General features: G+C 59.4%; 19 protein-coding genes, 1 tRNA gene and 1 rRNA gene. 3 read left to right on the forward strand and 18 right to left on the reverse strand.

The window, feature by feature from the left end; genetic code table 11:
- From ACTQ1E_RS07995 to recJ, 10 genes are all read right to left on the reverse strand, one after another.
- Positions 1-109, reverse strand: a 16S ribosomal RNA gene (locus ACTQ1E_RS07995); the annotation flags it as partial.
- A gap of 539 nt (positions 110-648) precedes the next feature.
- A complete protein-coding gene (rplT, locus tag ACTQ1E_RS08000) occupies positions 649-1,008 on the reverse strand; it encodes a 50S ribosomal protein L20 (protein WP_006234421.1) in 360 nt (119 codons plus the stop codon).
- Between the two features lie 46 nt (positions 1,009-1,054).
- Entirely contained in the window at positions 1,055-1,246 is a 192-nt protein-coding gene (gene rpmI, locus ACTQ1E_RS08005) for a 50S ribosomal protein L35 (RefSeq protein ID WP_006234422.1), read from the reverse strand.
- A gap of 32 nt (positions 1,247-1,278) precedes the next feature.
- Entirely contained in the window at positions 1,279-1,848 is a 570-nt protein-coding gene (infC, locus tag ACTQ1E_RS08010) for a translation initiation factor IF-3 (RefSeq protein ID WP_006234423.1), read from the reverse strand.
- A gap of 433 nt (positions 1,849-2,281) precedes the next feature.
- Positions 2,282-2,368 (reverse strand) — tRNA-Leu (locus ACTQ1E_RS08015).
- A 39-nt stretch (positions 2,369-2,407) separates the two neighbouring features.
- Positions 2,408-3,841 carry a transglutaminase-like domain-containing protein gene (locus ACTQ1E_RS08020; RefSeq protein WP_441565750.1) on the reverse strand — a complete coding sequence of 478 codons (1,434 nt, stop codon included), beginning with the start codon at positions 3,839-3,841 and terminating at the stop codon, positions 2,408-2,410.
- Positions 3,842-4,094: 253 nt separating this feature from the next.
- Positions 4,095-4,961: a class II fructose-1,6-bisphosphate aldolase gene (fba, locus tag ACTQ1E_RS08025; protein WP_154517212.1), complete on the reverse strand. Its 867-nt coding sequence runs from the start codon at positions 4,959-4,961 to the stop codon at positions 4,095-4,097.
- Between the two features lie 194 nt (positions 4,962-5,155).
- Positions 5,156-5,839 carry an MBL fold metallo-hydrolase gene (locus ACTQ1E_RS08030; RefSeq protein WP_441565752.1) on the reverse strand — a complete coding sequence of 228 codons (684 nt, stop codon included), beginning with the start codon at positions 5,837-5,839 and terminating at the stop codon, positions 5,156-5,158.
- Positions 5,840-5,925: 86 nt separating this feature from the next.
- Positions 5,926-8,286: a RelA/SpoT family protein gene (locus ACTQ1E_RS08035; RefSeq protein WP_154517206.1), complete on the reverse strand. Its 2,361-nt coding sequence runs from the start codon at positions 8,284-8,286 to the stop codon at positions 5,926-5,928.
- Positions 8,287-8,300: 14 nt separating this feature from the next.
- Positions 8,301-11,588, reverse strand: a complete 3,288-nt coding sequence (recJ, locus tag ACTQ1E_RS08040) for a single-stranded-DNA-specific exonuclease RecJ (RefSeq protein WP_441565754.1) — start codon at positions 11,586-11,588, stop codon at positions 8,301-8,303.
- A 275-nt stretch (positions 11,589-11,863) separates the two neighbouring features.
- Here recJ and ACTQ1E_RS08045 point away from each other — a divergent pair, with 275 nt between their 5' ends.
- Positions 11,864-12,862, forward strand: a complete 999-nt coding sequence (locus ACTQ1E_RS08045) for a bile acid:sodium symporter family protein (RefSeq protein WP_441565756.1) — start codon at positions 11,864-11,866, stop codon at positions 12,860-12,862.
- A 30-nt stretch (positions 12,863-12,892) separates the two neighbouring features.
- On the opposite strand, the gene ACTQ1E_RS08050 is transcribed toward ACTQ1E_RS08045, so the two are convergent.
- The 8 genes from ACTQ1E_RS08050 to ACTQ1E_RS08085 all read right to left on the reverse strand — a co-directional run bounded on the left by ACTQ1E_RS08050 (position 12,893) and on the right by ACTQ1E_RS08085 (position 20,792).
- Positions 12,893-13,690 (reverse strand): DUF4931 domain-containing protein, encoded by a 798-nt coding sequence (locus tag ACTQ1E_RS08050; RefSeq protein WP_441565758.1) that lies wholly within the window; start codon positions 13,688-13,690, stop codon positions 12,893-12,895.
- 3 nt (positions 13,691-13,693) lie between these two features.
- A complete protein-coding gene (locus ACTQ1E_RS08055; protein WP_427729154.1) occupies positions 13,694-14,371 on the reverse strand; it encodes a copper homeostasis protein CutC in 678 nt (225 codons plus the stop codon).
- A gap of 123 nt (positions 14,372-14,494) precedes the next feature.
- Positions 14,495-15,208, reverse strand: coding sequence for an ABC transporter ATP-binding protein (locus tag ACTQ1E_RS08060; protein WP_229770701.1), 714 nt, complete (start codon positions 15,206-15,208; stop codon positions 14,495-14,497).
- Positions 15,209-16,069 carry an ABC transporter ATP-binding protein gene (locus ACTQ1E_RS08065; RefSeq protein WP_427719717.1) on the reverse strand — a complete coding sequence of 287 codons (861 nt, stop codon included), beginning with the start codon at positions 16,067-16,069 and terminating at the stop codon, positions 15,209-15,211.
- Positions 16,059-17,138: a branched-chain amino acid ABC transporter permease gene (locus ACTQ1E_RS08070; protein ID WP_427795359.1), complete on the reverse strand. Its 1,080-nt coding sequence runs from the start codon at positions 17,136-17,138 to the stop codon at positions 16,059-16,061. The genes ACTQ1E_RS08065 and ACTQ1E_RS08070 overlap by 11 nt, the downstream gene beginning before the upstream one ends.
- 9 nt (positions 17,139-17,147) lie before the next feature.
- The gene (locus ACTQ1E_RS08075; protein WP_154517188.1) at positions 17,148-18,029 is read right to left on the reverse strand and encodes a branched-chain amino acid ABC transporter permease; all 882 of its coding nucleotides are present in this window, start codon (positions 18,027-18,029) and stop codon (positions 17,148-17,150) included.
- A 139-nt stretch (positions 18,030-18,168) separates the two neighbouring features.
- Positions 18,169-19,356, reverse strand: a complete 1,188-nt coding sequence (locus tag ACTQ1E_RS08080; RefSeq protein ID WP_427719715.1) for an ABC transporter substrate-binding protein — start codon at positions 19,354-19,356, stop codon at positions 18,169-18,171.
- Between the two features lie 269 nt (positions 19,357-19,625).
- Positions 19,626-20,792 (reverse strand): ABC transporter substrate-binding protein, encoded by a 1,167-nt coding sequence (locus ACTQ1E_RS08085; RefSeq protein ID WP_427719714.1) that lies wholly within the window; start codon positions 20,790-20,792, stop codon positions 19,626-19,628.
- Positions 20,793-21,042: 250 nt separating this feature from the next.
- On the opposite strand from ACTQ1E_RS08085, the gene ACTQ1E_RS08090 reads away from it, so the two are divergent.
- Both ACTQ1E_RS08090 and ACTQ1E_RS08095 read left to right on the forward strand, forming a co-directional pair.
- Positions 21,043-22,386 carry a homoserine dehydrogenase gene (locus ACTQ1E_RS08090; protein ID WP_427719713.1) on the forward strand — a complete coding sequence of 448 codons (1,344 nt, stop codon included), beginning with the start codon at positions 21,043-21,045 and terminating at the stop codon, positions 22,384-22,386.
- A 214-nt stretch (positions 22,387-22,600) separates the two neighbouring features.
- A complete protein-coding gene (locus tag ACTQ1E_RS08095; protein ID WP_441033393.1) occupies positions 22,601-23,350 on the forward strand; it encodes an SDR family NAD(P)-dependent oxidoreductase in 750 nt (249 codons plus the stop codon).
- Positions 23,351-23,768: the final 418 nt, after the last annotated feature.

The following is a 23,768-nucleotide window of genomic DNA, read 5'->3' on the forward strand; positions in this document are numbered from 1 at the left end:
ACTCAGCCGTTCGCCACTCGCCTCTATCCGAAGATAGGTGCCGTTCGACTTGCATGTGTTAGGCGCGCCGCCAGCGTTCATCCTGAGCCAGGATCGAACTCTCCGTCCAAAATAAATGGGCCTCGAGCCCGTCCGGTCCTCTCAGTCATTCGCTGATCGGTTCCGTTCGATTCATATGGTTCTGTTTGATAGGAAAAGGAATTCCTCGGGGCCGCCTCTCGGCGGCCTTGCGAAAAACGAATCCAAGTCAGACCATTTCAAATGGTTCGATGTCTGCCCGGATGCGACACATCTGGTGTGTCCATCCTCGCAGTATCCGGTTCTCAAGGTGCACGCCTGCGCCGGTTCCCGGTCCGACCGGGCCGCGCGGCAAGGAGATATATTGCCAGACCGCGAAGCGATGTGGGACGTCAATTCCACTCTTCACAAGTCCTACACAATATATCGCTTCCTATATAAGTAATAGAAAGGCTGGTGCAGAAATACTGCACGTATCAGATGATGACCCTTCGGTTAAGAGATATATAAAGATCGGTCACCTGTAAGTGTCTATCTACCCGCGCTTTTGCTATATAAACCAGCGCCTTAGATAAAAAGAGGGAGCGCCGCGCACAGCGCGACACTCCCCTAGCGATTCAAGAGAATCAATTAGGCCTCGAGAGCCTTCTTGGCGATGGTAGCCAGCTCGTTGAAAGACTCGATGTCCTCGTAAGCCATCTGAGCCAGGACCTTGCGGTCGAGCTCGATACCGGCGACCTTCAGGCCGTGCATGAACTGAGAGTAAGAGATGTCGTTCAGGCGAGCAGCAGCGTTGATACGGGTGATCCAGAGAGAGCGAATCTCGCGCTTCTTATTGCGGCGGTCACGGTACTGATACTGCAGAGAGTGCTGGACCTGCTCTTTAGCATGCTTGTAAGTACGCGAAGCGGCACCGTAGTAACCCTTCGCACGGTGCATAACGGTACGGCGCTTCTTCTTGGCGGCAACAGCGCGCTTAATACGTGCCATGTTCTATCAACTCCTAGACGGTTAAACGAAAAACGGGAACGCTAACTTAGGCGAGACGCGACTTGATGACCTTGCGGTCGGCAGCGGCGATCTCGGTCTCCTGACGGAAGCCACGCTTACGCTTGGTGGACTTCTTGCTCAGGATGTGGCTCTTGAAAGCCTTGGCGCGCATAAGCTTGCCGGTACCAGTCTTGCGGAAACGCTTCTTGGTGCCGCTGTGGGACTTCATCTTAGGCATGAAATACTCCTTAATCGGTTACAGAACACTAGTTACTTAGTATCACTTGCCGCTTTATCCTCATCAAAGGCGCCCTTAATTGGGGCGAGCAGCATAAGCATGTTACGGCCTTCCATCTTAGGCTTGGACTCGACCGTAGCGTAAGGCTTAAGATCCTCGGCGAGACGCTCGAGAACGTTAAGACCCTGCTCCGGGTGAGCCATCTCACGGCCGCGGAACATGATGGTGATCTTAACGCGTGCGCCCTTCTTGAGGAAACGCAGAACGTGGCCCTTCTTGGTCTCGTAGTCGCCAACGTCGATCTTGGGTCGGAACTTCATTTCCTTAACCTCGACCTTGGACTGGTTCTTACGAGCAGCCTTGGCCTTCATGGCCTGCTGGTACTTGAACTTACCGTAGTCCATGACCTTGCAGACCGGCGGCTCCGCGTTGGGAGCGATCTCGACAAGGTCGAGACCCTGATCGTCGGCGACGCGCTGGGCATCGCGGATGGCGAACAGGCCGAGCTGAGAGCCATCGACGCCAATCAAACGGCACGAAGATGCAGTGATCTCGTCGTTGATGCGGGTGTCATCAGACTTAGCTATTTTCCCTACCTCCATTCATAAAAAAATAACCCGGCGCTTTTTTGCAACCAGGTCGTACACATAGACATCCTCGATATGAGGAAGAGAATCTAAGTTGTATGACCAGTCAGCTGCTCATTGGCGCCAAAAGGTGGGAACCCTCGGGTTCCTCTTTAGGGCATTGCGGAAACAACGCCTTCGCGATAATAACACGTACCGCTCGTTATCACATTACGTACACGAAAAAGGGGGCCTCGACCCCCCTTGAACGCTCTTTTGCATGTATGGTGCCCGAGGCGAGACTCGAAGGGCCTTCGCTTCGCGAAGCCCCGGGCTTCGGGCGCATGGCGCCCTCGCCACGCTCCGCTACAAACAGGCCACAGGCCTGTTTGCTTAACGCTCCGCGCGCTCACGCGAGTTCGGCACGAAAAAGGGGGCCTTAACCCCCTTGAACGCTCTTTTGCATGTATGGTGCCCGAGGCGAGACTCGAACTCGCACGTTGTTGCCAACGGTGGATTTTGAGTCCACTGCGTCTGCCAATTCCGCCACTCGGGCACGTATTGCGTGAGTTAGTTTATCACAGCTTTCCGTGGATTAGTCCGAAAATGGAACTTCGAGCATTTCGATGAGTTCGACCGTGCGGAGCATCTCGCGCTGGCGGCATCCGCGGCCGTCGACCGAGGCCTCGCCCATCTGGTTATCGTAGGGGTCCTCACGCATACCGTCAAAGACGGGTTCAAACTCTGCCTGGAACCGACAGTTTGCCACCATGCGCCATGGATCGAGGTTGCCAAAGTAGTGGCGGCGGCGCCATTCCTCCCCCATCCTGCGTGCCGAGGATCCAAACGAGACATCGGCGTTAAGCCAACCTGTCTGCGGTGTATAGAACTCCGCCCAGTCATGCGAGCCCACCGAGTCGGGCGCAACGTACAGGCCGCTCTGCCAACGTGCGGGCACGCCGGCGATGCGGCACATGGTGATAAACGTGAGTGCCATAACACCGCAGTCACCGCGAAGCGAATGCGCGCAGTCATCGGCGATAGAGCCCAGAAGCAGATACGGTGGCTGGTATCGATAGTCGATATGATGCGTCAAATAATCATAGATAGCCCGAGCGCGGTCGAGCTGATCCTCGAGACCATCGATAACATGTTCGGTCAGCTGCTGCAGATACGGCGTGAATGCAATATGCGGTCGGTCCTCGGAAATATCCTTGGGCAGCGGCGCGTCCATACACGGATGCGCCGGAAGCGCTCCCCCGTAGATATCGCAATAAGCGGCATCAATCAGATAACGATAGGTCACTGAGAACGATCGACCAGCCGAGGAAACCCACGAGGCGGTACGCGCCAAAGCGTTCGCGGGAGCAAGGACCCCCTCCGGCGTCATATCGAGAATCTCGATATGAGACTGCTGGCGGCAGGCTGCGGCAACGGGAAGCCACGCGCGAACGGTCTCCCCCTCCAGAGCACCGGGAACAGACACGGACGCTTTAAGCGTAATGGCACGAGACAGCCCGCCCTGTGATTCCATCTTCTTAAGCATCTGATTGCGCAGCGCAGTTCCATCCGTAGAATCGGGACGCAGGCCCGGAACCTCCTTGGGATACACACGCAAAGAATCAAGGAAGTTGTCGAGAACGAACAGTTCGCCATCGATAAAGCGCCAGTCGATGCGCTTGCGATCGATCAGGTCGTCAAACTGATCCTCGGTAAACTCCGGCCACTCCTCGCGGATCATCGCAATAGCCTGATCGCGCGACACCGAAAAATGAAACGACGTCTCGATCATGCGATACCGCTCGGCACGAACGCAAGCTGCCAACGAGGGATCAGGGCTCTGCTCCAAAAGACGGTCGCAAGCAGCAACAGCCTGCGCCAGGTACCCGGCATCCTTGAGACGAAGAATCTCAGGCGGTAGTCCAATATCGAGATGACGAAAATCATCGCAACAAACATCAACAGAGCAACCAACGGGGCCCTCGGCAACAACCTTTCCATCGGCAGGCAAAACATTAACGACAGCCATAACCACTCCCACGCAGAACGACAACCCGAGACCATTGTACCGGCATAAAAAGAAAGCCCCAACAAGGGAGCCATCAACACCGCTGAACGGTAGTCAAATAAATAATTCAGCCCAGTAACCCCGTAGCGAGTTAACGAAGGAGGCCCCGTTTCCCCGGAGCTGATTCCATCGCGCGACTTCTGGCGAAGCCAGGTGAGCGCGAGGGAAACAGCGTAGGGGAAACGGGGCCTCCGGCGGGAAGTTAAACCGCTACTTACGCCTTGTTGACGGAGCCAAACTCCTCCATGAGCTCCTTAGTGCGGGCAACGATGGCCTCGCGACCAGGCTTCAGGAGCTTGCGGGGGTCATAGCCCTTGCCCTGCTGATCCTTGCCAGCCTCAACGTACTCACGCGTGGCGGCAGCGAAGACAAGCTGCAGGTCGGTGTTGACGTTGATCTTGGAGATGCCCAGGGAGATGGCCTTCTTGATCTGATCCTCGGGGATGCCGGTACCACCGTGCAGAACGAGGGGCAGGTCGCCGGTCTGAGCCTTGATCTCGCTCAGACGCTCGAAGGAAAGACCGGCCCAGTCGGCGGGATACACGCCGTGGATGTTGCCGATGCCGCAGGCGAGGAAGTCGACGCCCAGGTCAGCAATCTGCTTGCACTCAGCGGGGTCAGCGAGCTCGCCGTTGGAGGTCACGCCGTCCTCGGTGCCGCCGATGCCGCCGACCTCGGCCTCGATGGACATGCCCTTGGAATGGGCAAGCTCAACGAGCTCCTTGGTGCGATCGAGATTAAGCTGGAAGGTTTCCTCGTGAGAGCCGTCATACATGATGGACGTGAAGCCGGCCTCGATGCACTTGAAGCAGTCCTCGTAAGAACCGTGATCGAGGTGAAGGGCGACGGGAACGGTAACACCCGTGGCCTCGACGGCAGCCTTGACCATGTCGGCGCAGACCTTGAAACCGCCCATCCACTTAGCGGCACCAGCGGTGCACTGAAGGATCAGCGGAGACTTGGCCTCCTCGGCGGCCTGGAGAATAGCCAGAGTCCACTCGAGGTTGTTGGTGTTGAAGGCACCGAGAGCATACTTGCCGGCCTCGGCCTTCTTGAGCATGTCTGCTGCGTTGACGAGCATAAAAGAAACCTCCTGTAAGGTTGCTCCGATAACGCATGAGATTTTACCACGGCGTACCCGAGCGTAAACGTTCGTTTGTTCACGAATATCGTCCAAACAGACTTTTTTTGACCGTTTGCCCTACGGAATCGGCCCGTTGGGGAAAATATCTTGACGTTTGGACACTTCTCGTGCTTAAGCAGCTGACTACAAAGCTACATCTGCATGAAAGGGTTCTGCATGAGCTCGCGCGCCATAGTGGTCGAATCACCATGCCCCGTTAAACAAACGGTATCGGCTGGAAGCAGCTGGGCGAGCTTGGAGAGCGAGCGCAGAATCGCCGCCTCGTCTCCACCGGCGAGATCGGTGCGGCCGTGGCTGCCCGGGAACAGGGTGTCGCCAACAAAGGCGATGCTTCCCTGCTCGGTGGCGGCGAACAAGACAATGCCACCCGGTGTGTGACCGGGCGCCTCGATCACCTGCAGGCAGATATCACCCAATTCAATCGTATCGCCCTCAGCAAGCAATCGCGTCGGCTCGCCCGGATCGGGCGTATCGATGCCCCACATTGCTCGCTGCTCCTCGATATTCTCACGAGATACCAACACGTCCTTCGCACCTAACTCATATAGGAAACCCTTACCGACGGCGGCTCGCGCTCCGGCAACGCCACCTACGTGATCGGCATGGCCATGGGTGCAGACAGCGCCTAGCACGTGCGCGTCAGGATGCTTGGCATAGATATGTTCCACAAGACGCTCACCTTCCCAGGCCGGATCGATAATCAGGCATTCGCCGCTCGAGATTACGGCGTAACTGTTGGTCTGAATGGGGCCGTTTACAAGCGCCTCAATCGAAGCCGTACCCCGAGGGGTTAAGTCCAAAGCTGCAGTGACCATGAGCACGTCCTCCTTCTACAAGCGTCGAGGCATCAAACGATGCCTCGAACGTAGCCAATATCATTACCGTTGTGCGTTCGTCACGCCTATACGCGACGCTTAAGCTGAGCCCCACCCTCGCCAGGCATCAGACGTCGTGCGTCATAGACCGAGTCGACACTGCTGATGGATGCCAGCAGCGGATCCAGACCGCTCGCGTCCGAAATCTCGACCATAAAGCGCAGGGTCGCAATGCCCTCGCGGTTGGTCGAGGTAGCGGCGGAAAGGATATTTCCGCCTGCATCGCCAATGGCGATGGTGACATCCTTGAGCAAGCCCATACGATCCAAGCACTCGACCACGATCTCGACCTGGAAAAGCGTATCGGCAGCACCATCCCACTCCACGTCAATCATGCGCTCGGGGTGTTCCATGAGACCCTTGACGTTGGGGCAGTTGGCACGATGCACCGAGACGCCTCGACCGCGCGTGATAAAGCCCACGATGTCGTCGCCCGTCACCGGATTGCAGCAATGCGCCAGACGAACCAGCAGGCCGCTGTTGCTCTCGCCCTTGACGATAATGCCGTTACTTGCACTCTTGCCACGCTTTTGCGGTTTGCGGTTGGAACCGCGGGCAGGCTGCTTGACGACCTCAGCGATGGCTTCGGCCTTGGTAAGCTGCTCCTCGGGCTTGGGATCCAAGATTTGCTCGACCTTATTGCCCACAGCGCGCGGGGCGACCTTGCCCGCGCCAACGGCTGCGAACAGGTCCTCGAGTTGCTTGAAGTTAAACTGCTCCGCCACGGCATTGAGTGCACGCGTGGATCGCGGCGTAGAGATGCCGTACCCGCGCTTGCGCAGGTCCTTGGCCAGCATATCGCGACCGGCAGCAGCGTCATCGTCTTTGGTCGCAGCGGCGAAGTAACGGCGAATCTTTGACTTGGCCGAAGGCGTCTTGACGATCTTGAGCCAATCGCGCGACGGCTTGGAGCTCTTGTTAGTCAGGATCTCGACACGGTCACCCGTCTTGATTTCGTGCGTGAGCGGGGCCACCGCACCGTTGATTTTGGCGCCGACGCAGTGGTTGCCGACCTCGGTATGAACAGCGTAGGCAAAGTCGAGCGGTGTAGAGCCCGCACGAAGCGCCATGACCTCACCCTTGGGCGTAAAGACAAAAATCTCCTGGTCAAACAGGTCGACCTTCAGTGAGTGCAGATATTCTTTGGCATCGGTGATCTCGTCAGAGGCTGCCCAATCGAGCGAGTGCTTGAGCCAGTTAATCTGATCGTCCAGACGCTGTGCGTCGTTGGTCTTGGAGGCAGACGATCCGCCCGATTTCTTATATAGCCAGTGGGCGGCGATGCCGTACTCGGCCTGCTCGTGCATCTCGTAGGTTCGAATCTGAATCTCGAGCGGACGGGCCGTGGGGCCGATAACCGTCGTATGGAGCGATTGGTAGTTATTGACCTTGGGCATGGCGATATAGTCTTTAAAACGACCGGGCATGGGATGCCACAAAGTATGCACGGCACCAAGCGTGGAATAGCAATCGCGCACCGAATGGGTGATGACGCGCAGCGCCACCAGATCATAAATCTCGGAGAACTCCTTGCCCTTGCGCTTCATCTTTTGATAGATGGACCAATAGTGCTTGGAACGACCGTTGATCTGAAAACCCTCAAGGCCAATGCGGTCGAGCTCATCGGTAAGCGTCTTGATAGTCTCGGCCAGAAAGCGTTCGCGAACCTCGCGTGACTCTGCCACCATGCGGGCGATGCGCTGGTAAGCGTCGGGTTCAAGGTAGAAGAAGGACAGATCCTCGAGTTCCCACTTGATAGAGCTCATGCCCAGGCGGTCGGCCAGGGGCGCATACACATCCATGGTCTCGCGCGCCTTAAACAGGCGGCGGTCCTCGCGCAGGGCGGCAAGCGTGCGCATATTATGCAGGCGGTCGGCGAGTTTGACGATGATGACGCGAATGTCCTTGGACATGGCGAGGAACATCTTGCGCAGCGTAAGCGCCTGCTTTTCGTCCATGTTGTCGACTTCGATGTTGGTGAGCTTGGTCACGCCGTCGACGAGCTCTGCCACGGTTTCGCCAAACAGACCCGAAACATCGGCAAGCGAGGTATCGGTATCCTCGACGGTATCGTGCAGCAATGCAGCGCACACCACATCGCAGTCCATCTTAAGGTCGGCCAAAATGATAGCCACCTCGACGGGATGGTTAATGTACATCTCACCCGAGCGCCGCTTTTGGTTGCAGTGCTTCTCGGCAGCAAAGCAGTAGGCCTGCTCCACCTTGGAGAAGTCATCCTCACTCATATATTTAAGGCACAGGCGCTCCAGCTTGTCGTAGCTGTCCGCCATAATCTCGGGCGGCAGATCATCGGCATGCGTATAGTGCTCCATCTCCGAAAAGGGCTGGAGGGCGGAATCATGGGCGGTACGGGCTGCGGCATCCATCGAGGTCCCCTTCCCTAGGCCCGCGGTACGATCGGGCGGTTAATTTTGGTAAGCATATCAGAAGCGCACGAATCGAGTGCCCAACTCCGGAAAGCCGAGAACTCCATGCGCGAGCGCAAGCCCTCCAAATAGCGGATCGACCTGCTCAACTGCACGCGCCCGGGGTTTTCGGTCATCGCGATGCGACGGGTATCGTCAAACCCCGAAACGTGACAGAAACCGAGCTCTTCGAAGATTCCCAAGCCGCTTGCCACCGAACGCTCATCGACCGGCGTGCGCGCGTCGATTGCAAGGCACATCTGCGCAATGTCGATATCGCTTGCGCAGAATGAATCGTCCCCCGTCTTGCCACGATTGGAGCGCCACATGGTCTGCAGCGCCCGATAGAGCGTGACAAGCTCATCGCGCTCGGGCGCGTAACAATCGAGCAGGCGCTCATTAATACGAGCGTCACGAGACGAATAGAGCAGGTGAATCACGGCAGGCTGCCCATCGCGGCCGGCACGGCCACTCATCTGGTTAAACTCAATCGCGCCAAACGGCATGTGGTAGAGCACGACATGACGGATATCGGGCAGGTTGACGCCCTCACCGAAGGCCGAGGTTGAAACGATGCAGCTCAGGCTGCCATCTCGAAACGCCTCCTCGACGCGTCGACGATCGGAACGCGCAAGCCCGGCGTTATAGAACGCGATATGGGTCGCGCAGTCGGGCACACGTTTGCGCAACGTCTTGGCAAGCGCAACGGACTGGTCGCGCGAGTTCACGTAGATGACGGTCTTCTCCCCCGTCGCAACGATCGAAACCAGGCGATTTTCACGGCTCGCAAGGTCACGATCGTCCTCGAGTTGTAGGTTCTCGCGAACGGTCTCGTCGACCACCGTGCTGGTAATCGGCAATACGCGAGCAAGCTCTGCCACAACTGGAGCCGTCGCGGTAGCCGTTGCCGCCATGACAACGGGGTCGCCCAGGGCTTTAAGAATATCGGGCATATCGAGGTATGCACTCCGGTCACCACCCTTAGCAAGACCGGCATGGTGCGCCTCATCGATAACAACGAAGCCAATACGTCCAGAACGCGCAAATCGATCGCGGTGGATAGACAAGAACTCGGGCGTCGTGAGAACGATACCGGTGCGACCCGAAGCAAGGCCGGCGAACACGTCATCACGCACGGCCTCCACGGTCTCGCCAGTCAGCACGCCGACACCAATGCCGAGCGCGGCCATCGTCGAGGAAAGGTGATAGGCCTGATCGGCAACGAGCGAACGCAGAGGATAGACAAAAATGCTCGCACGCCCGCGAAGAACCGTCTCGCGCGCGGCATGCACATGGAAAATCAGAGACTTGCCACGCCCCGTCCCCATAACGGCCAAAACGCTCTGATGGTCGGCAAGCGCGTCGAGTGCCTCGACCTGCGCGCGATGCGGCTGGTTCGAGCCGATAAAGCTATGGAGAAGCGAGCGCGTGAGCTCGGTATAAGAAAGCTGGGCGAGCGTCTCGCGTTTACGCGACTCCAGGCGCAGACCAGAATCCGCCGGTTGCACGCCGCGGCGAAGCTCACATGCCGGATCGTCGATATTGGGCGCCGCGGTATCGCGCACCAAGACATCTTTGATCATGAGCTTGGGCTTCACACGTCCCTGCCAATGCTCGGCCACGGCCTCGAACACCAAGTCGACGGCGCTGTCGCAATTGATGAGCCTATCGATCTGCGGCACGCGGAACATGATGGCCGGCACACTCGCGGCACCATCGGTCGCCACAAAGCGCATGTGCTCGCCGGTTTTGCCCACCACGGCGCGATCGCACATCGTCACGCCCTCGGCGGCCAGAAGCGGCACCTTATTGCCCTGGCCAAACGGCTCAAGACGGGAAATTTGCTCGATGGTCTCGATATTTAGCTCGGAGAGGTCAACGGTGGCGGCAACCTCGTCAGTGTCCTCAAAGTCCTCGGCGGGAAGCTCCGATAGCACGGCCGAAAGGCGACGGCGGAACTCATCGAGCTTGGATGCCTCGATGGTCACACCCACCGCACCGGCATGCCCGCCGCGACGAATCAGCAGGTCGGAGCAACGCTCGACGGCGTCGAACAAGTTGATCTTGCCCACCGAGCGGCCCGATCCGCGCGCAACGCCGTCCTCGATCGAGAAGAGTAGCGCCGGCACGTGATAGCGATTGGTCAAGCGGCTCGCCACGATGCCCTTAACGCCCTCGTGCCAGCCCTCGCCGCCCACGACGATTGCGCGCCCGCCGTCATAAGTCTCCTCGACCTTCGCCATGGCATCGCGCGTAAGCTCGGCCTCGATCTCGCGGCGTTGGCGATTGATTTCCTCGAGCTCGGCGGCAAGCGCGCTCGCTTCGATGGGGTCGCGGGCAAGCAGCAGGTCGAGCGCCAGCTTGGGATCGGCCATGCGGCCGGCAGCATTCAGACGGGGGATGAGCGAAAACGACAGGCCGTCGGCCGTAATGGTAGAAAGGTCGGCCTTGGCAAGTGCGGCAAGCGCGATATAGCCGGGACGGGCCGTCACGCGCATCTGCTGGATGCCCTCGGCGACCAGTGCGCGATTCTCGGGCGTAAGCGGCATCATGTCGGACACGGTGCCCAGCGCCGCGACCTCTATCAGCGAACGCCAATACGACGGCTTGCCCAAACGCTCGCCCAGGACCTGCACCAGCTTGAGTGCCACGCCGGCACCGGCAAGCTCGCGCGAGGGACCCTTGTCCTCGAGCTTGGGGTCGGTCAGGGGCACGCCCTGCGGCACCTGGTCGGACGGCTCGTGATGGTCCGTGACCACCAAATCGATCCCCAGGCTCTCCAGATAGGAGGCCTCTTCCTTGGCGGCAATGCCGTTATCGACGGTCACGATCAGCTGGGGGCGAGCGAGCTCGTTAACGCGGTCGAGCGCCGCACGCGACAGGCCGTAGCCCTCGTCAAAACGATGCGGAATAAACGGCGTGACGTTGGCGCCAAACGAACGCAGCGCCTCGGTCAACAGACAAGTCGACGTAATGCCGTCGACGTCAAAATCGCCAAAGACGGCGATGCGCTCGTGGCTGCGAATAGCACGCTCAACGCGGTCGACGACGACCGCCATACCCGGAATAACGAGCGGGTCCGCCCAGTCGCGATCGAGCGAAGGCGTCAAAAAAAGCTGGCCTTCCTCGATGGATGTAATGCCGTGCGCAACCATAATGCGCGCCACCAGCCCGGGTATGCCCAGGCCAGCCGAAAGCTCCTTTTCGAGCTCGGGGTTTTGCTGAGCGACCGCCCAGCGATGCGTTGTCTTAAGCGATGACATAGGCGCCCACCCCCGATAGGGGCAGGTCGCCGCAATACCTCTCACGGTTCATAGCGATGAGTCCTCTGTGTATGCCCGCTTCGGCAGGCAGATCTGTTGAACGGATTTATTATACCGTGCGGCGCGGACGCACAACGTCCAGCACGCCGTGGTTTCGATAAACGAGGGCGGTAATAGCCTCGAAATAATCGAGCGTTTCAGCCACACGGACGCATGCGAGCGTCTAGCATATCCATTCAAAACGGATTCACGAGCAAAGGGAGTCACAAGCGCATATGAAGCAATGGGTTGGACTGGGTAAGTTCCTCGCGGGGCATATGCAGATCATCGTTCCGATTTGCGTGACGCTCGGCGTGCTCTTTCCCCAGCAGATCGGCGTACTCAAGCCCATCGTCCCCACCCTGTTTGCCTTTATGACGTTCCAAGGTGCCCTCAGCAACACCTTCCATCAGGTAGCCGAAGTAATCCGCCGTCCGCTGCACCTGATTTTGGCGCTGCTGGTCTCGGCGGCGCTTATTCCCATAACAGCCTATGCCATGGGGTCGCTGTTCTTTGGCTCCAACCCCAACCTAGTCTGCGGTATCGTGCTCGAGTACAGCGTACCTGTGGCAGTCACTGCCTTTATGTGGATTAGCATGTTCGGCGGCAACGGCCCGCTCGCGCTCACCATCATCCTGACGTCCTCGGTTATCTCACCCGTTACGATTCCGCTCACGCTTAAGCTCTTGCTGGGCGCCACCGTCCCGATCGACGTGCCGGGCATGATGCAGAACATGGCCTTCATGATCGCTATCCCCGCCCTGCTCGGCATCGTGATTAACGAACTCACGCGCGGATGGGGACACGAGAAGCTCTCCCCCGCGCTCTCGCCCGCCTGCAAGTTCATGATGATGGGTGTTATCGCGTCGAACTCTACCGCCATGAGCGAGTACGTGCTGCACATGAACGCGGTGCGCTTGGAAGTCGCCCTCTTTATTTTGATCTTCGCCATCAGCGGCTTTGTCATCGGTATTCTGGTCGCCCGCGCACTGCATCTGCCGTATAGCGAAACGACTACCATGTGCTTTACCTGCGGCATGCGCAACATCTCTTCGGGCGCCGTCATCGCCACGCAATACTTTCCGGGCGAAGTCGTATTTCCCGTCATGTGCGGAACGCTGTTTCAGCAGGTACTTGCCTCGCTTATCGGGCATCTCTTTGAGCGTCTAACCGGCGAGGAGCGCGCTCCCCAGCGCAAGCGCGTCGAGGCCGGCCGCGACGCCATGGCACGCTAGGCTGTCCGCATTACGCGGGTGTTAGTCTTGCTATACGAGCGTTTCCAGATGCGCGCGCAGACGCTCAGCATCGATATCGAGCGTCGTCTCGGCATTGACCTGGGCCAAACGATAGCCGACAAAGTAGGGCGAAACCACCCAACGCGGCAGCGCCTTGGCAATGGTCTGACCGCCCAGGTGATAGAAGAACAAGTTGTACGAATCTGCACGGCCACCGTGGTGCTCGTTTAGGATATAACGCAGAGCTACCTGGATCGCATCGGCGAAGAGATCCACCTCGGCTTGGTCCCGCGTGTCATCGCTGGCGGCGATTCCCCGCGGAGCTGAAACGTTGACCTCAAAGAATCCCATAATCGGTTCGGTTGAGATGTTGACCGCAATTCTCCCCTGTTGCCAGACATTGATGCCTTCGAAATTGGCGGAAGTCAGCGAAGCATAGCCATCTTCCTGCTCCAAACCCACAATCTGCATGTGCGGATGAACGAGACTACCGCCCGAGAGCGGACCCTTGTTCTTGTACATGAGCACGCTTCGATACTGCCGTGAATCGATCATCTGCTGCCAGCAACCCAGGGCAAACCGCATCACATGATGCAGCTCGTCCGGCGCATAGGTCACCAGGTCTGCGTCGTGGTCGGCCGACTCGATCAGCACGGTTTGACGGGTGGCGCGCAGGGTCTTGAACTTATTCTCGAGCCAGATACAGTCACCGTCGCGCCGGATGATATTGGCGAGTTCCTCGGTATCGCAAAAGGGGCACGCGGTGCCAGGGCGCCGGTTGTCGTCGGGCTTCCCGCTCGCCTGCTGAACGTCAAATACCAGGGGCACGGGTTATACCTCCAGCGGCACGATCTTGGTGCCATGGAGCTCGGAGACGCCCAGTGCCGCAGCCACGGTATCGCGGTTGGCCGTGGAAATGCCGCCGCCGGGAAGGATGGTCAGGCGATCGTCCGCGTAGTCGATAAGGTGCGACAGATGCTCCAGGTTGTCCTCAATCGGCGTGCCGGCGGCACCGCCATGCGTCAGGATGCGCGTTATGCCGCAGTCGGCGAGCGTGTCAATCGCGTCGAGCTGAGCCTCGGGCGAGAGCTGGTCAAACGCCATGTGAAAGGTGATGTCGATGGGCTCGCGCTTGCACTCCTCGGTCGCGCAGCCCGCAGCCATCACAAGGGCGCCCAACGCAAGTTCATCGAGCGCCCATCCGCCGGCACAAGGCTTGCAGCAACCAAAGACCAAGCCATCGACGCCGGCACTTACGGCAAGGCCCAAGTCCATCTCCATCATGCGCAGCTCGTCCTGGTTGTAGTGAAAGTCGCCGCCACGCGGACGGATCATGCACATCACCCGTGCATCGTGCTCGCGAGCATAGCTGGTCGTAGCGCTGATAACGCCGGCCGAGGGCGTGGTGCCTCCAACCGCAAGGTTGTCGCACAGCTCAATGCGTCCCGCACCGGCCGCAATGGCCGCCGGCACCCGCTCAAAGTTCTCGGCACAAAACTCGTACAGCATAGATAGACCCCCAGATGACACTTCTATTTCCACACGGCATTGTCGCACTTTAAAAACCAAGCCAACGGATCATTTCAAAAGGGGCGCTGACCGAGTTGGTCAGCGCCCCTATTACTGGATGGATTAACCACCAAGATAAGCTTTGCGGACGTTGTCGTCGTGCAGCAGCTCTTGGCCGGTGCCGGTCATGGTGATCTTGCCGGTCTCGAGCACGTAGCCGCGTGTGGCGATGGAAAGCGCCATCTGCGCGTTCTGCTCGACCAGGAGCACCGTGGTGCCGGCCTTGTGCAAATCCTCGACAATCTGGAAGATCTGCTCGATCAGGATCGGCGCCAGACCCATGGAGGGTTCGTCGAGCATGAGCAGCTTGGGGTTACTCATAAGGGCACGACCCATAACGAGCATCTGCTGCTCGCCGCCCGAAAGGGTGCCGGCCACCTGGCGACGGCGTTCCTTCAGGCGCGGGAACTGCTCGTAAACACGTTCGAGGCCCGGGGCAACCGTAGACTTGGGCTGTGTATAGGCACCCATCTCCAGGTTCTCCTCGACCGTCATCTGCAAAAAGGCACGACGCCCCTCGGGTACCTGAGACAGGCCCTTGCCAACCAGCTTGTCGGCGGGCGTATGGATAATGTCCTCGCCCATAAACTTGATGGAGCCGGTCTTGGAGCGCAGCAGGCCCGAGACAGTCTTGAGCGTCGTGGACTTGCCGGCGCCGTTCGCGCCAATCAGGGCCACGATCTCGCCCTCGTTAACGTTAAAGGAGATGTCCTTAATGGCGTGGATGGCGCCGTACCAGACGTTGATGTTGTAGACGGAAAGCATCGGCTCTGCCATTTAGTTCTCCCCCTTATCCTGCTTGCCCAGATAAGCCTCAATAACGGCTTCGTTGTTCTGGATTTCCTCGGCCGTGCCCTTGGCGATGACCTTGCCAAAGTTAAGCACGCAGATACCCTCGCAAATATTCATGACGAGCGACATGTCGTGCTCGATGAGCATGATGGCAATGCCAAAGGTGTCGCGAATCTTGACGATGTTCGCCATGAGCTCCGCAGTCTCGGACGGGTTCATGCCGGCGGCAGGCTCGTCGAGCAGTAGTAGCTTGGGATTGGTGGCAAGCGCGCGGACGATCTCCAAACGACGCTGAGCGCCGTAAGGCAGCGAGCCGGCCTGCTCGTTCGCCAGATGTTCCATATCAAAGATAGACAGAAGCTCCATGGCGCGCTCATGGGCGGCCTTCTCGTGCTTCCAATACGTCGGCAGGCGCAGCACGCCCTCAAAGCCGGAGTAGCGCTCCTGGTTGTGCAGGCCGACCTTTACGTTGTCCTCCACCGTCATGGTGTTGAACAGGCGGATGTTTTGGAAGGTACGAGCGATACCCATGCGGTTGACCTGGTAGACGGACTTGCCCGAGGTGTCCTCACCGTCGAGCAGGATGGTGCCGTGCGTGGGCTGGTACACCTTGGTGAGCAGGTTGAAGACCGTGGTCTTGCCGGCTCCGTTGGGGCCGATGAGACCGGCGATCTCGGTCTTACCGATGGTCAGGCTAAAGTCGTCGACCGCCTTAAGGCCGCCGAACTCAATGCCCAGGTGGATGCACTCGAGCGCCGGGCGCTCGCCCAGGTCGCGGTCGGGAACGATGGCGCCAGAAGGATACGGGACCATCTTGCCCTTGTTGAACTCAAACTTACTGGGCATCGGCTGCCACCTCCTTCTTGGAAGCAAAGCGGTCCTTAATGCGCGCGAAGAACGCCTTGAGCTGCGGGTTGTTAGTAAAGACCATGACCAGAATCAACACGATGGCGTAGATGAGCATGCGGTAGTCCGAGAACTGACGGAGCAGCTCGGGGAGCACCGTGAGCAGCGCCGCCGCGATGACGGAACCGCGCATGTTGCCCAGACCGCCCAGGACCACGAACACCAGAATGAGAATCGACGTGTTGAAGTCGAACTTAGTGGCGGAGAGCTGCGAGAAGTTACCGCCGAAGAGGGCTCCGGCAGCACCGGCGAGAGCGGCGGAAACCACGAAGGCGATCATGCGGTACTGGGTGACGGAGATACCCACGGACTCGGCAGCGATCTTGTTATCGCGCACGGCCATGATGGCACGACCGGTGCGGCTGCGGACCAAGTTGAGCACAATCACGAGCGCAACCATAACCAGGATGGCGCCAGCAAGGAACGTCGAGTAGGTCGAAACACCAGATGCGCCCTGGGCACCCTTGATGATAGCGGTGCCGTCTTCGAGCAGGTGTAGGTCGTCGATCGTGGAATTGCCCGTGATGTTAAAGATCACGTGCAGGCCGCGGGAATCGACGCCCACAATGAGGCAGGTAACGATCTCTTTGATAATCTCGCCAAAGGCCAAGGTTACGATGGCCAGGTAGTCACCGCTCAGGCGAAGAACCGGAATACCGATCAGGAAGCCCAGAATGGCAGCGGCGATAGCGCCGACCACAATGCTGATGATCAGACGCACCGGGTCGGACGGAACGGCGCTCTCCAGCGCGACGGCGGTGACGATTCCCGTATAGGCGCCGACGCTCATAAAACCCGCGTGGCCCAGCGACAAGTCACCCGCGATGCCGACGACGAGGTTGAGCGAGATGGCCATGACGATATAGGCCGTGATGGGAACCAGCTGACCGACAATCATGCGCGGAATCATGTGGTTAGACTGCATAAAGAACACGATGGCGAACGCCACAACGCACATGGCGTACGTGACAAAGTCGTGACGCGTCTGCTTGTCTGTAAGAAACTTCATAACGCTCACCTACACCTTCTCGGGTACGTACTTGCCCAAGAGGCCGGCAGGCTTGACGAGCAGGACGATAATCAAAACGCCAAAGACGATGGAGTTGGCAAGGCTCGTGGAAATGTAAGCCTGCGCCATCGCCTCGATGATGCCGATGAGAATGCCGCCGACAAAGGCACCGGGGATGGAGCCGATGCCGCCGAAAACGGCAGCGTCGAAGGCCTTGATGCCAGGCATGGCGCCCGTGGTGGGCTGCAGAACCGGCGAGTAGGAGCACAGGAGCACACCGGCGATGGCGGCAAGGGCGGAGCCGATGGCGAACGTCATCGAGATGGTGCGGTTGACGTTGATGCCCATGAGCTGAGCGGCGGCCTTGTCCTCGGACACGGCGCGCATGGCCTTGCCCATCTTGGTCTTACCTGTAAAGATCATCAGACCGGCCATGATAACCAGGCAGGCGACGATGGTGACAAGCGAGACGGCACTTACGTTGAACTTGGCCAAGAACTCCGGCACCGGGAAGGTGACGAGCGAAGTGAAGTTCTTGGGCGTGGCGCCCCACAGAAGCTGCGCGGCATTCTGCAGGAAGTAGGACACACCGATGGCCGTGATCAGAACGGCCAGCGGGCCTGCTTGGCGCAGCGGCCTATAGGCCAGACCCTCAATGAGAACACCGAGAACCGTGCAGACCACACAAGAGAGAACTACAGATGCCCAGCCCGGGAGGCCGAGATACGACGTGGCGCAGAACGAGACATAGGCACCGACCATGATGACATCGCCGTGAGCGAAGTTGAGCATCTTGGCGATACCGTAGACCATGGTGTAGCCCAACGCGATGATGGCGTAGACGCTGCCCATGGACAGGCCGTTGACCAGGTATTGGATAAAGACCGTCATGTTCCACATCCCCCTTTCGAATAGGTTTCCAGTTGATGTATGAAACAGGGACGTTACGTTGTCCCCAGATACCAAGCAAGCAGGGAAGGCGAAAACCTCCCCTGCTTGGGATCAAAACCGCTCTATGTAAGGCGGCCTATTAGGCCAGTACGTACTTGCCGTCGGTGATGACATACGCCGTAGGATCCTTCTGGACCTGGCCCTTGTCGTTCCAGGAGAGCTTGCCGGTCAGACCGTCAACGGTAATCTTGAGCATAGCCTTGGGCAGCTTCTCGGCGACCTCGGTCGGGTCGGCGTCGACACCAAGACCGGCCTCCTTGAGGGCCTCGGCCACCGCGTGCACGCCGTCGTAGGCATCGGCGGCAAACTGGTCGGGGGTATCGCCGTACTTATCCTTGTAAGCGTTGACGAAGTCGGCATTCTTCTCGTCGTCGGCGGAGAACGGGGTCATGAGCAGCAGACCCTCGGCAAGAGAGGTGTCGAAGCCCTCGACGCCCAGGATGCCGTCCATGCCGTCGCATCCCATCATCTTGACGTCGTAGCCCATGTCCTTGGCGTTCTTGAGCAGGACGGACGCCGGCGTGTAGTAGATCGGCGCAAAGATCATGGTGGCGCCGGCCTGCTTGGCCTTGGTCAGCTGGTTGGTAAAGCTCGTAGCGGAGTCGTCCTTAAAGGTCTCCTCGTCAACAATCTCGAGCTTAGACTCAGCGGCCTGAGCCTTAAAGGAATCTGCAATGCCCGAAGAATAAGCGTCGCCGGAGTTATAGAACAGCACGAACTTCTCGTCCGCATACTTCTCTGCCAGGAACTTGGCAGCGTTGACGCCCTGGTTGGGGTCGGTAAAGCAAACCTGGAAGACGCAATCCTTTCCGTCGGTGACGTCCTCGGAGGACGCGGACGGGGTGATCATGAATGTCTTGGGGTCGTTACTGCACTCTGCGGCAACGGCAACCGACGCACCCGTGGTGGTCGGGCCGACGAGGGCCTGCATGCCCCAGTCGAGCAGGTTATTAAAGGCGTTGACGGCCTTCTCGCCGTCGGCCTGGTCGTCCTCGGCCTTGCTGGCAAGCGGCAGCTCCTTGGTGGAGAAGTCCTTGCAGCCAAGCTCGACGCCCTGGGTAACGGACTTGCCGTAAGACGCGGCGGCACCGGTCAGCGGGCCAATGGTGCCGATCTTAAACGAAGCGTCGCTCGAAGCGGAACCGCTGTCGCCGCCGTTGGAGGAGCAGCCAGCTAGAATGGACATCGCCCCCAGACCTGCTGCGCTCGCGATAACGCTCCTGCGATTCATAACAGGGTTCAATGACTTACCGGTGAGGCTCGACATGCGGCTCTCCTCTCAAATCTCGTCGGGTTTCGGTTACCCGACAGGCCATCCTCCGCCGTCTTCGGCGTTCGCAAAATAGTAGACGCTTTAGTTGAGAAAAGTGGCGATTATTTCAACTTTTCTTTTGCCTTGTCCATTTATCCATAATTATGCGTATTTCTGTCGGTTTATACAGTTTAGCGACTTTATTGTGTGAAAGTAATGTTTCCGTTCTGTTACAACCTTTCCTGCCCTGAATAACATGGCCCCACCGGTCTCGTTATATGCACTTAGGCGGCGATGTACTTGCCGTCCTGAATCACATAGGCCGTAGCGGGCTTCTCGACTTGGCCCTCGTCGTTCCACGTGAGCTCGCCTGTCAGGCCCTCAATCTTGATCTTGCGCATAGCCTTGGCAAGGTCGCCGGCAATGTCGGCGCCGTCGACCGTAATGTCGATGTCCGCCTCATCGATTGCCTCGACAATCGCGTGGATGCAGTCATAAGCATCGGCGGCAAACTGGTTGGGCGTCTCGTTGTAGGCGTCCTTATATGCCTTGACGAAGTCGGCGTTCTTCTCATCGTCGGCAGAGAACGGGGTCATGAGCAGCACGCCCTCGGCAAGAGAGGTGTCGAAGCCCTCAACGGAGAGCAGGCCGTCCATGCCGTCGGTGCCCATGAGGGTCATTTCGTAGCCCATGTCCTTGGCGTTCTTGAGCAGGACGGACGCCGGCGTGTAATAGATCGGGGCAAAGATAAGCGTGGCGCCGGCCTCCTTGGCCTTGGTGAGCTGGTTGGTAAAGCTCGTGGAAGAGTCGTCCTTAAAGGTCTCGGTATCGACGATATCGAGCTTGGACGCCTTGGCCTGCTCGGCAAAAGCGTCGGCAACGCCCGAGCTATACGTATCGCCGGAGTTGTAGAACAGGGCGATCTTGGCGTCTGCATACTTCTCGGCCAGGAACTTCGCGGCGCTGGCGCCCATGGTGGGATCGGTGAAGCAAACCTGAAAGACCGTGGTCTTATCCTTGGTGACGTCGAGCGACGAGGCCGAAGGCGTGACCATGAGCATATCGTCGGCGATCTCGCCCGAGACGGCGACGGCGGCACCAGTCGTGACGGGGCCGACGAGCGCCTGCATGCCCCAGTCGCACAAGGTATTGAAGGCGTTGATGGCCTTCTCGCCGTCGGCGACGTCATCCTCGGACTTAAGCGAGAGCTTGAGATCCTTGGTCGAGAAATCCTTGGCGGCGAGCTTGGCACCTTTCTCGGCCGAAACGCCATAGGTTGCCGCGGCGCCGGTCAGAGGGCCGATGACACCGATCTTGAAGGTCTTACCGTCATCGGCGGAGCCGCCGTCCGAGCCACCCGACGAGCAACCAGCGAGTGCGGCAGCGCTGCCGAGCGCCGCGGCGCCGGCGAGAAAGTTCCTACGGCTGAGCGTGCTGTTGATGTTGAACATGGTGTCCCCCTTTTTCGCTGGCCGCGGTGCGGCCGTCTTGCGGTACGGGGCAAACCTTATGGCGTAAACGTTGACAGTTTGTTACGGAGTTCCGTTTGTAGCGAGCATGTTTCCAATGTTTCCGCAGCGTTTCGGGGGTGCCGTTTTGTGCGACTCCTGTTGCCTGGCGAGCACGCGCTCTCGGTTCACGCTAGAATGCACTCAACATTACTTGATCAATCAATCTATAAGATGCACGAAGGAGCTATCTATGAGCGAACCCCTGCGCACCGTGAACGTCGGTCTGATCGGTCTGGGAACCGTCGGCGGCGGCGTGGCCCGTCTGATCAAGAGCCACCACGATGAGTACCTGGCCGCCTACGGCATCGACCTTAAGCTGACCCGCGCCTGCGCGCTTGCCTGGGAGCAGGCCGAGGCAGCCGGTATTGAGCGCGAGGCCTTTACGAGTGACTGGCATGACGTCGTTACCGACCCCGCCGTCGATATCGTCGTCGAGCTGATCGGCGGCGAACATCCCGCGACCGAGATCTTCACCACCGCCTTTGAGCACGGCAAGCACGTCGTCTCTGCCAACAAGGCCCTGCTGGGCCGTCACGTCGAGACGCTTGCCGAGAAGGCGCGCACGTGCGGTGTGCAGATTAAGTGCGAGGCCAGCTGCGGCGGCGGCATCCCCATCGTGAGCACGCTCGAGCACGACCTGGTGGGCAACAAGATCCTGACCATCGCCGGCATTCTCAACGGCACCACCAACTACATCCTGTCGCGCATGGACGCCGAGGGCGCCGATTACGCCGACGTGCTTGCCGACGCGCAGGCCAAGGGCTATGCCGAGGCCGACCCGTCCGCCGACGTCGACGGCTTCGACGCCGCCAGCAAGACGGCGATTCTCGCCTCCATCGGCTTTGGCACCCGCGTTACCACCGACGATGTGTACCAGCAGGGTATCCGTACCATCGGCGCCGAGGACATCGCCCAGGCCCGCGAGCTCGGCTACACCATTAAGCTGCTCGGCATCGCCCGCAACACCGACGCCGGCGTCGACGTCCGCGTGCATCCCACGCTGATCCCCGCCGACCACATGCTCGCCAAGGTCAACGGCGCCATGAACGCCGTCTACGTGGTGGGTGACGCCGTGGGCGAGACCATGTTCTACGGCGCGGGCGCAGGCTCCTTCCCCACCGCGAGTGCTGTCGTGGGCGACATCCTGTCGCTCTCCGAGCAGATCAGCCGCGGCGTGGCTCCGCTGCCCGAGATTGAGCCCTATGGCCACAACCTCGCCTTTAAGCCCATGGACGAGCTCCAGACCAAGTACTATGTGCGCCTGAAGGTCGCCGACCGCGTGGGTGCCCTGTCCGAGACGGTCGATATCTTTGCCAAGCACAACATCTCGATCTCGCTCATCAACCAGGTCGAGGACGGCAAGTCGGGCGTCAGCGATGCCTGCTCGGTCATCTTCCTGACGCACCGCGCGCTCGAGAAGGACGTCCAGGCTGCCGCGGCCGAGCTTGCCAGCGTCGACTGCGTGGCCGAGGTCGCCAACGTCCTGCGCATCGAGAACGTCGAGGCCTGGACCGAAGGCGTCATGGCCAACTAACCCAACGCTCGCCCAGCAATACGCGCTTTGAGGGCTCCCGTCCGATGTGGGACGGGAGCCCTTTTGCCTCCTGCCCTAAGCACAACGGCAGAGCACATTTGCGCGAGCCGCTCATCGGTAACGCGCGCTACCGTTCACCGATATGCAAACGCGGTCGATTCCGGCTACCGCTACGCTGTGCTGAGAGTGTCCGCCCGCGATGAGAGGAAGCACTATGTTGCTCGAGGGCAAGAAAGCAATCGTCACCGGAGGCACGCGCGGTATCGGCTATGCCATCGCCTGCCGTTTTATCGAAGAGGGCGCCGCCGTCACCGTCTTTGGCTCGCGCCAGGAGACTGCCGACGCGGCCGTTGAGAAGCTGGCGGCCGCCTATCCCGACGCCAAGGTCTGGGGCCGCTCCTGCGACCTCACCTCACTCGAGGCCGTGACCGAGGCTTTTACCCAGGCTGCAACCGACATGGGCGGCTTGGACACGGTCGTCAACAACGCCGGCATCTCCCAGCGCTCGCCGCTTTTGGACTACACGGCCGAGGAGTTCGCCAAAGTCATGGACCTCAACGTCGTCGCCGTCTTTAACGGTCACCAGGCGGCCGCCAAGATTATGACCGAGGCCGGCCACGGCGGCACCATCACCACCACGAGCTCGATGGTCGCCAAGTACGGTCAGCCCTCCGGCGTCGGTTACCCCACGTCCAAGTTTGCCGTCAACGGCATGGTCCAGTCGCTCTCGCGCGAGCTCGCCCCCATGGGCATTCGCGTCAATGCCGTCGCACCCGGCGTAACCAAGACCGATATGGTCGCCAACCTGCCCGAAGAGGTCATCAAGCCCATCATCGCCACCATTCCGCTGGGTCGCATGGGCGAGCCCGAGGATGTCGCCAACGCCTTTGTTTTCCTGGCGAGCGACATGTCCTCCTACGTCACGGGCGCCGTGCTCCCCGTCGACGGAGCCGCCCGCTCCTAAAGGTCGCAAGCCACGACTTCGAACCTCAACGAGGCCCAACGCAAAAGGCGCGCTGCCTGCATCAACCGCAGGTAGCGCGCCTTCTTCTGTTTGTAAGGGAAACAGCGTCCCGGTATTTCAGCTCCGAACGGGACGCAGCTTCCCTCAGGGCCATGTTTCGGAAAATGCGCCCCGTTTTGAACGCCAATTCTGGGACGCGCTTTCCGCAAGGCCTTTGATTCGGAAAGCGCATCCCATTTTGAACCTTCAGACTGGGACGCGCTTTCCGGCAGGAGTCCAAAGCGGAAACCGCATCCCACTCTGGGCTTGGGACTGCGGACGATTTCCTGGACCGCTAAATCGCGGCCATCCCCAGCGACGACCGGTAGTCGTCCGGTGTCGCGCCACCGAGCGCGTCGCTTGCCCGCTCGGAGTTGAA

It is taken from the genome of Collinsella sp. LCP21S3_C7 (genome assembly GCF_052118485.1).
In the GTDB taxonomy this organism is placed as follows: domain Bacteria; phylum Actinomycetota; class Coriobacteriia; order Coriobacteriales; family Coriobacteriaceae; genus Collinsella.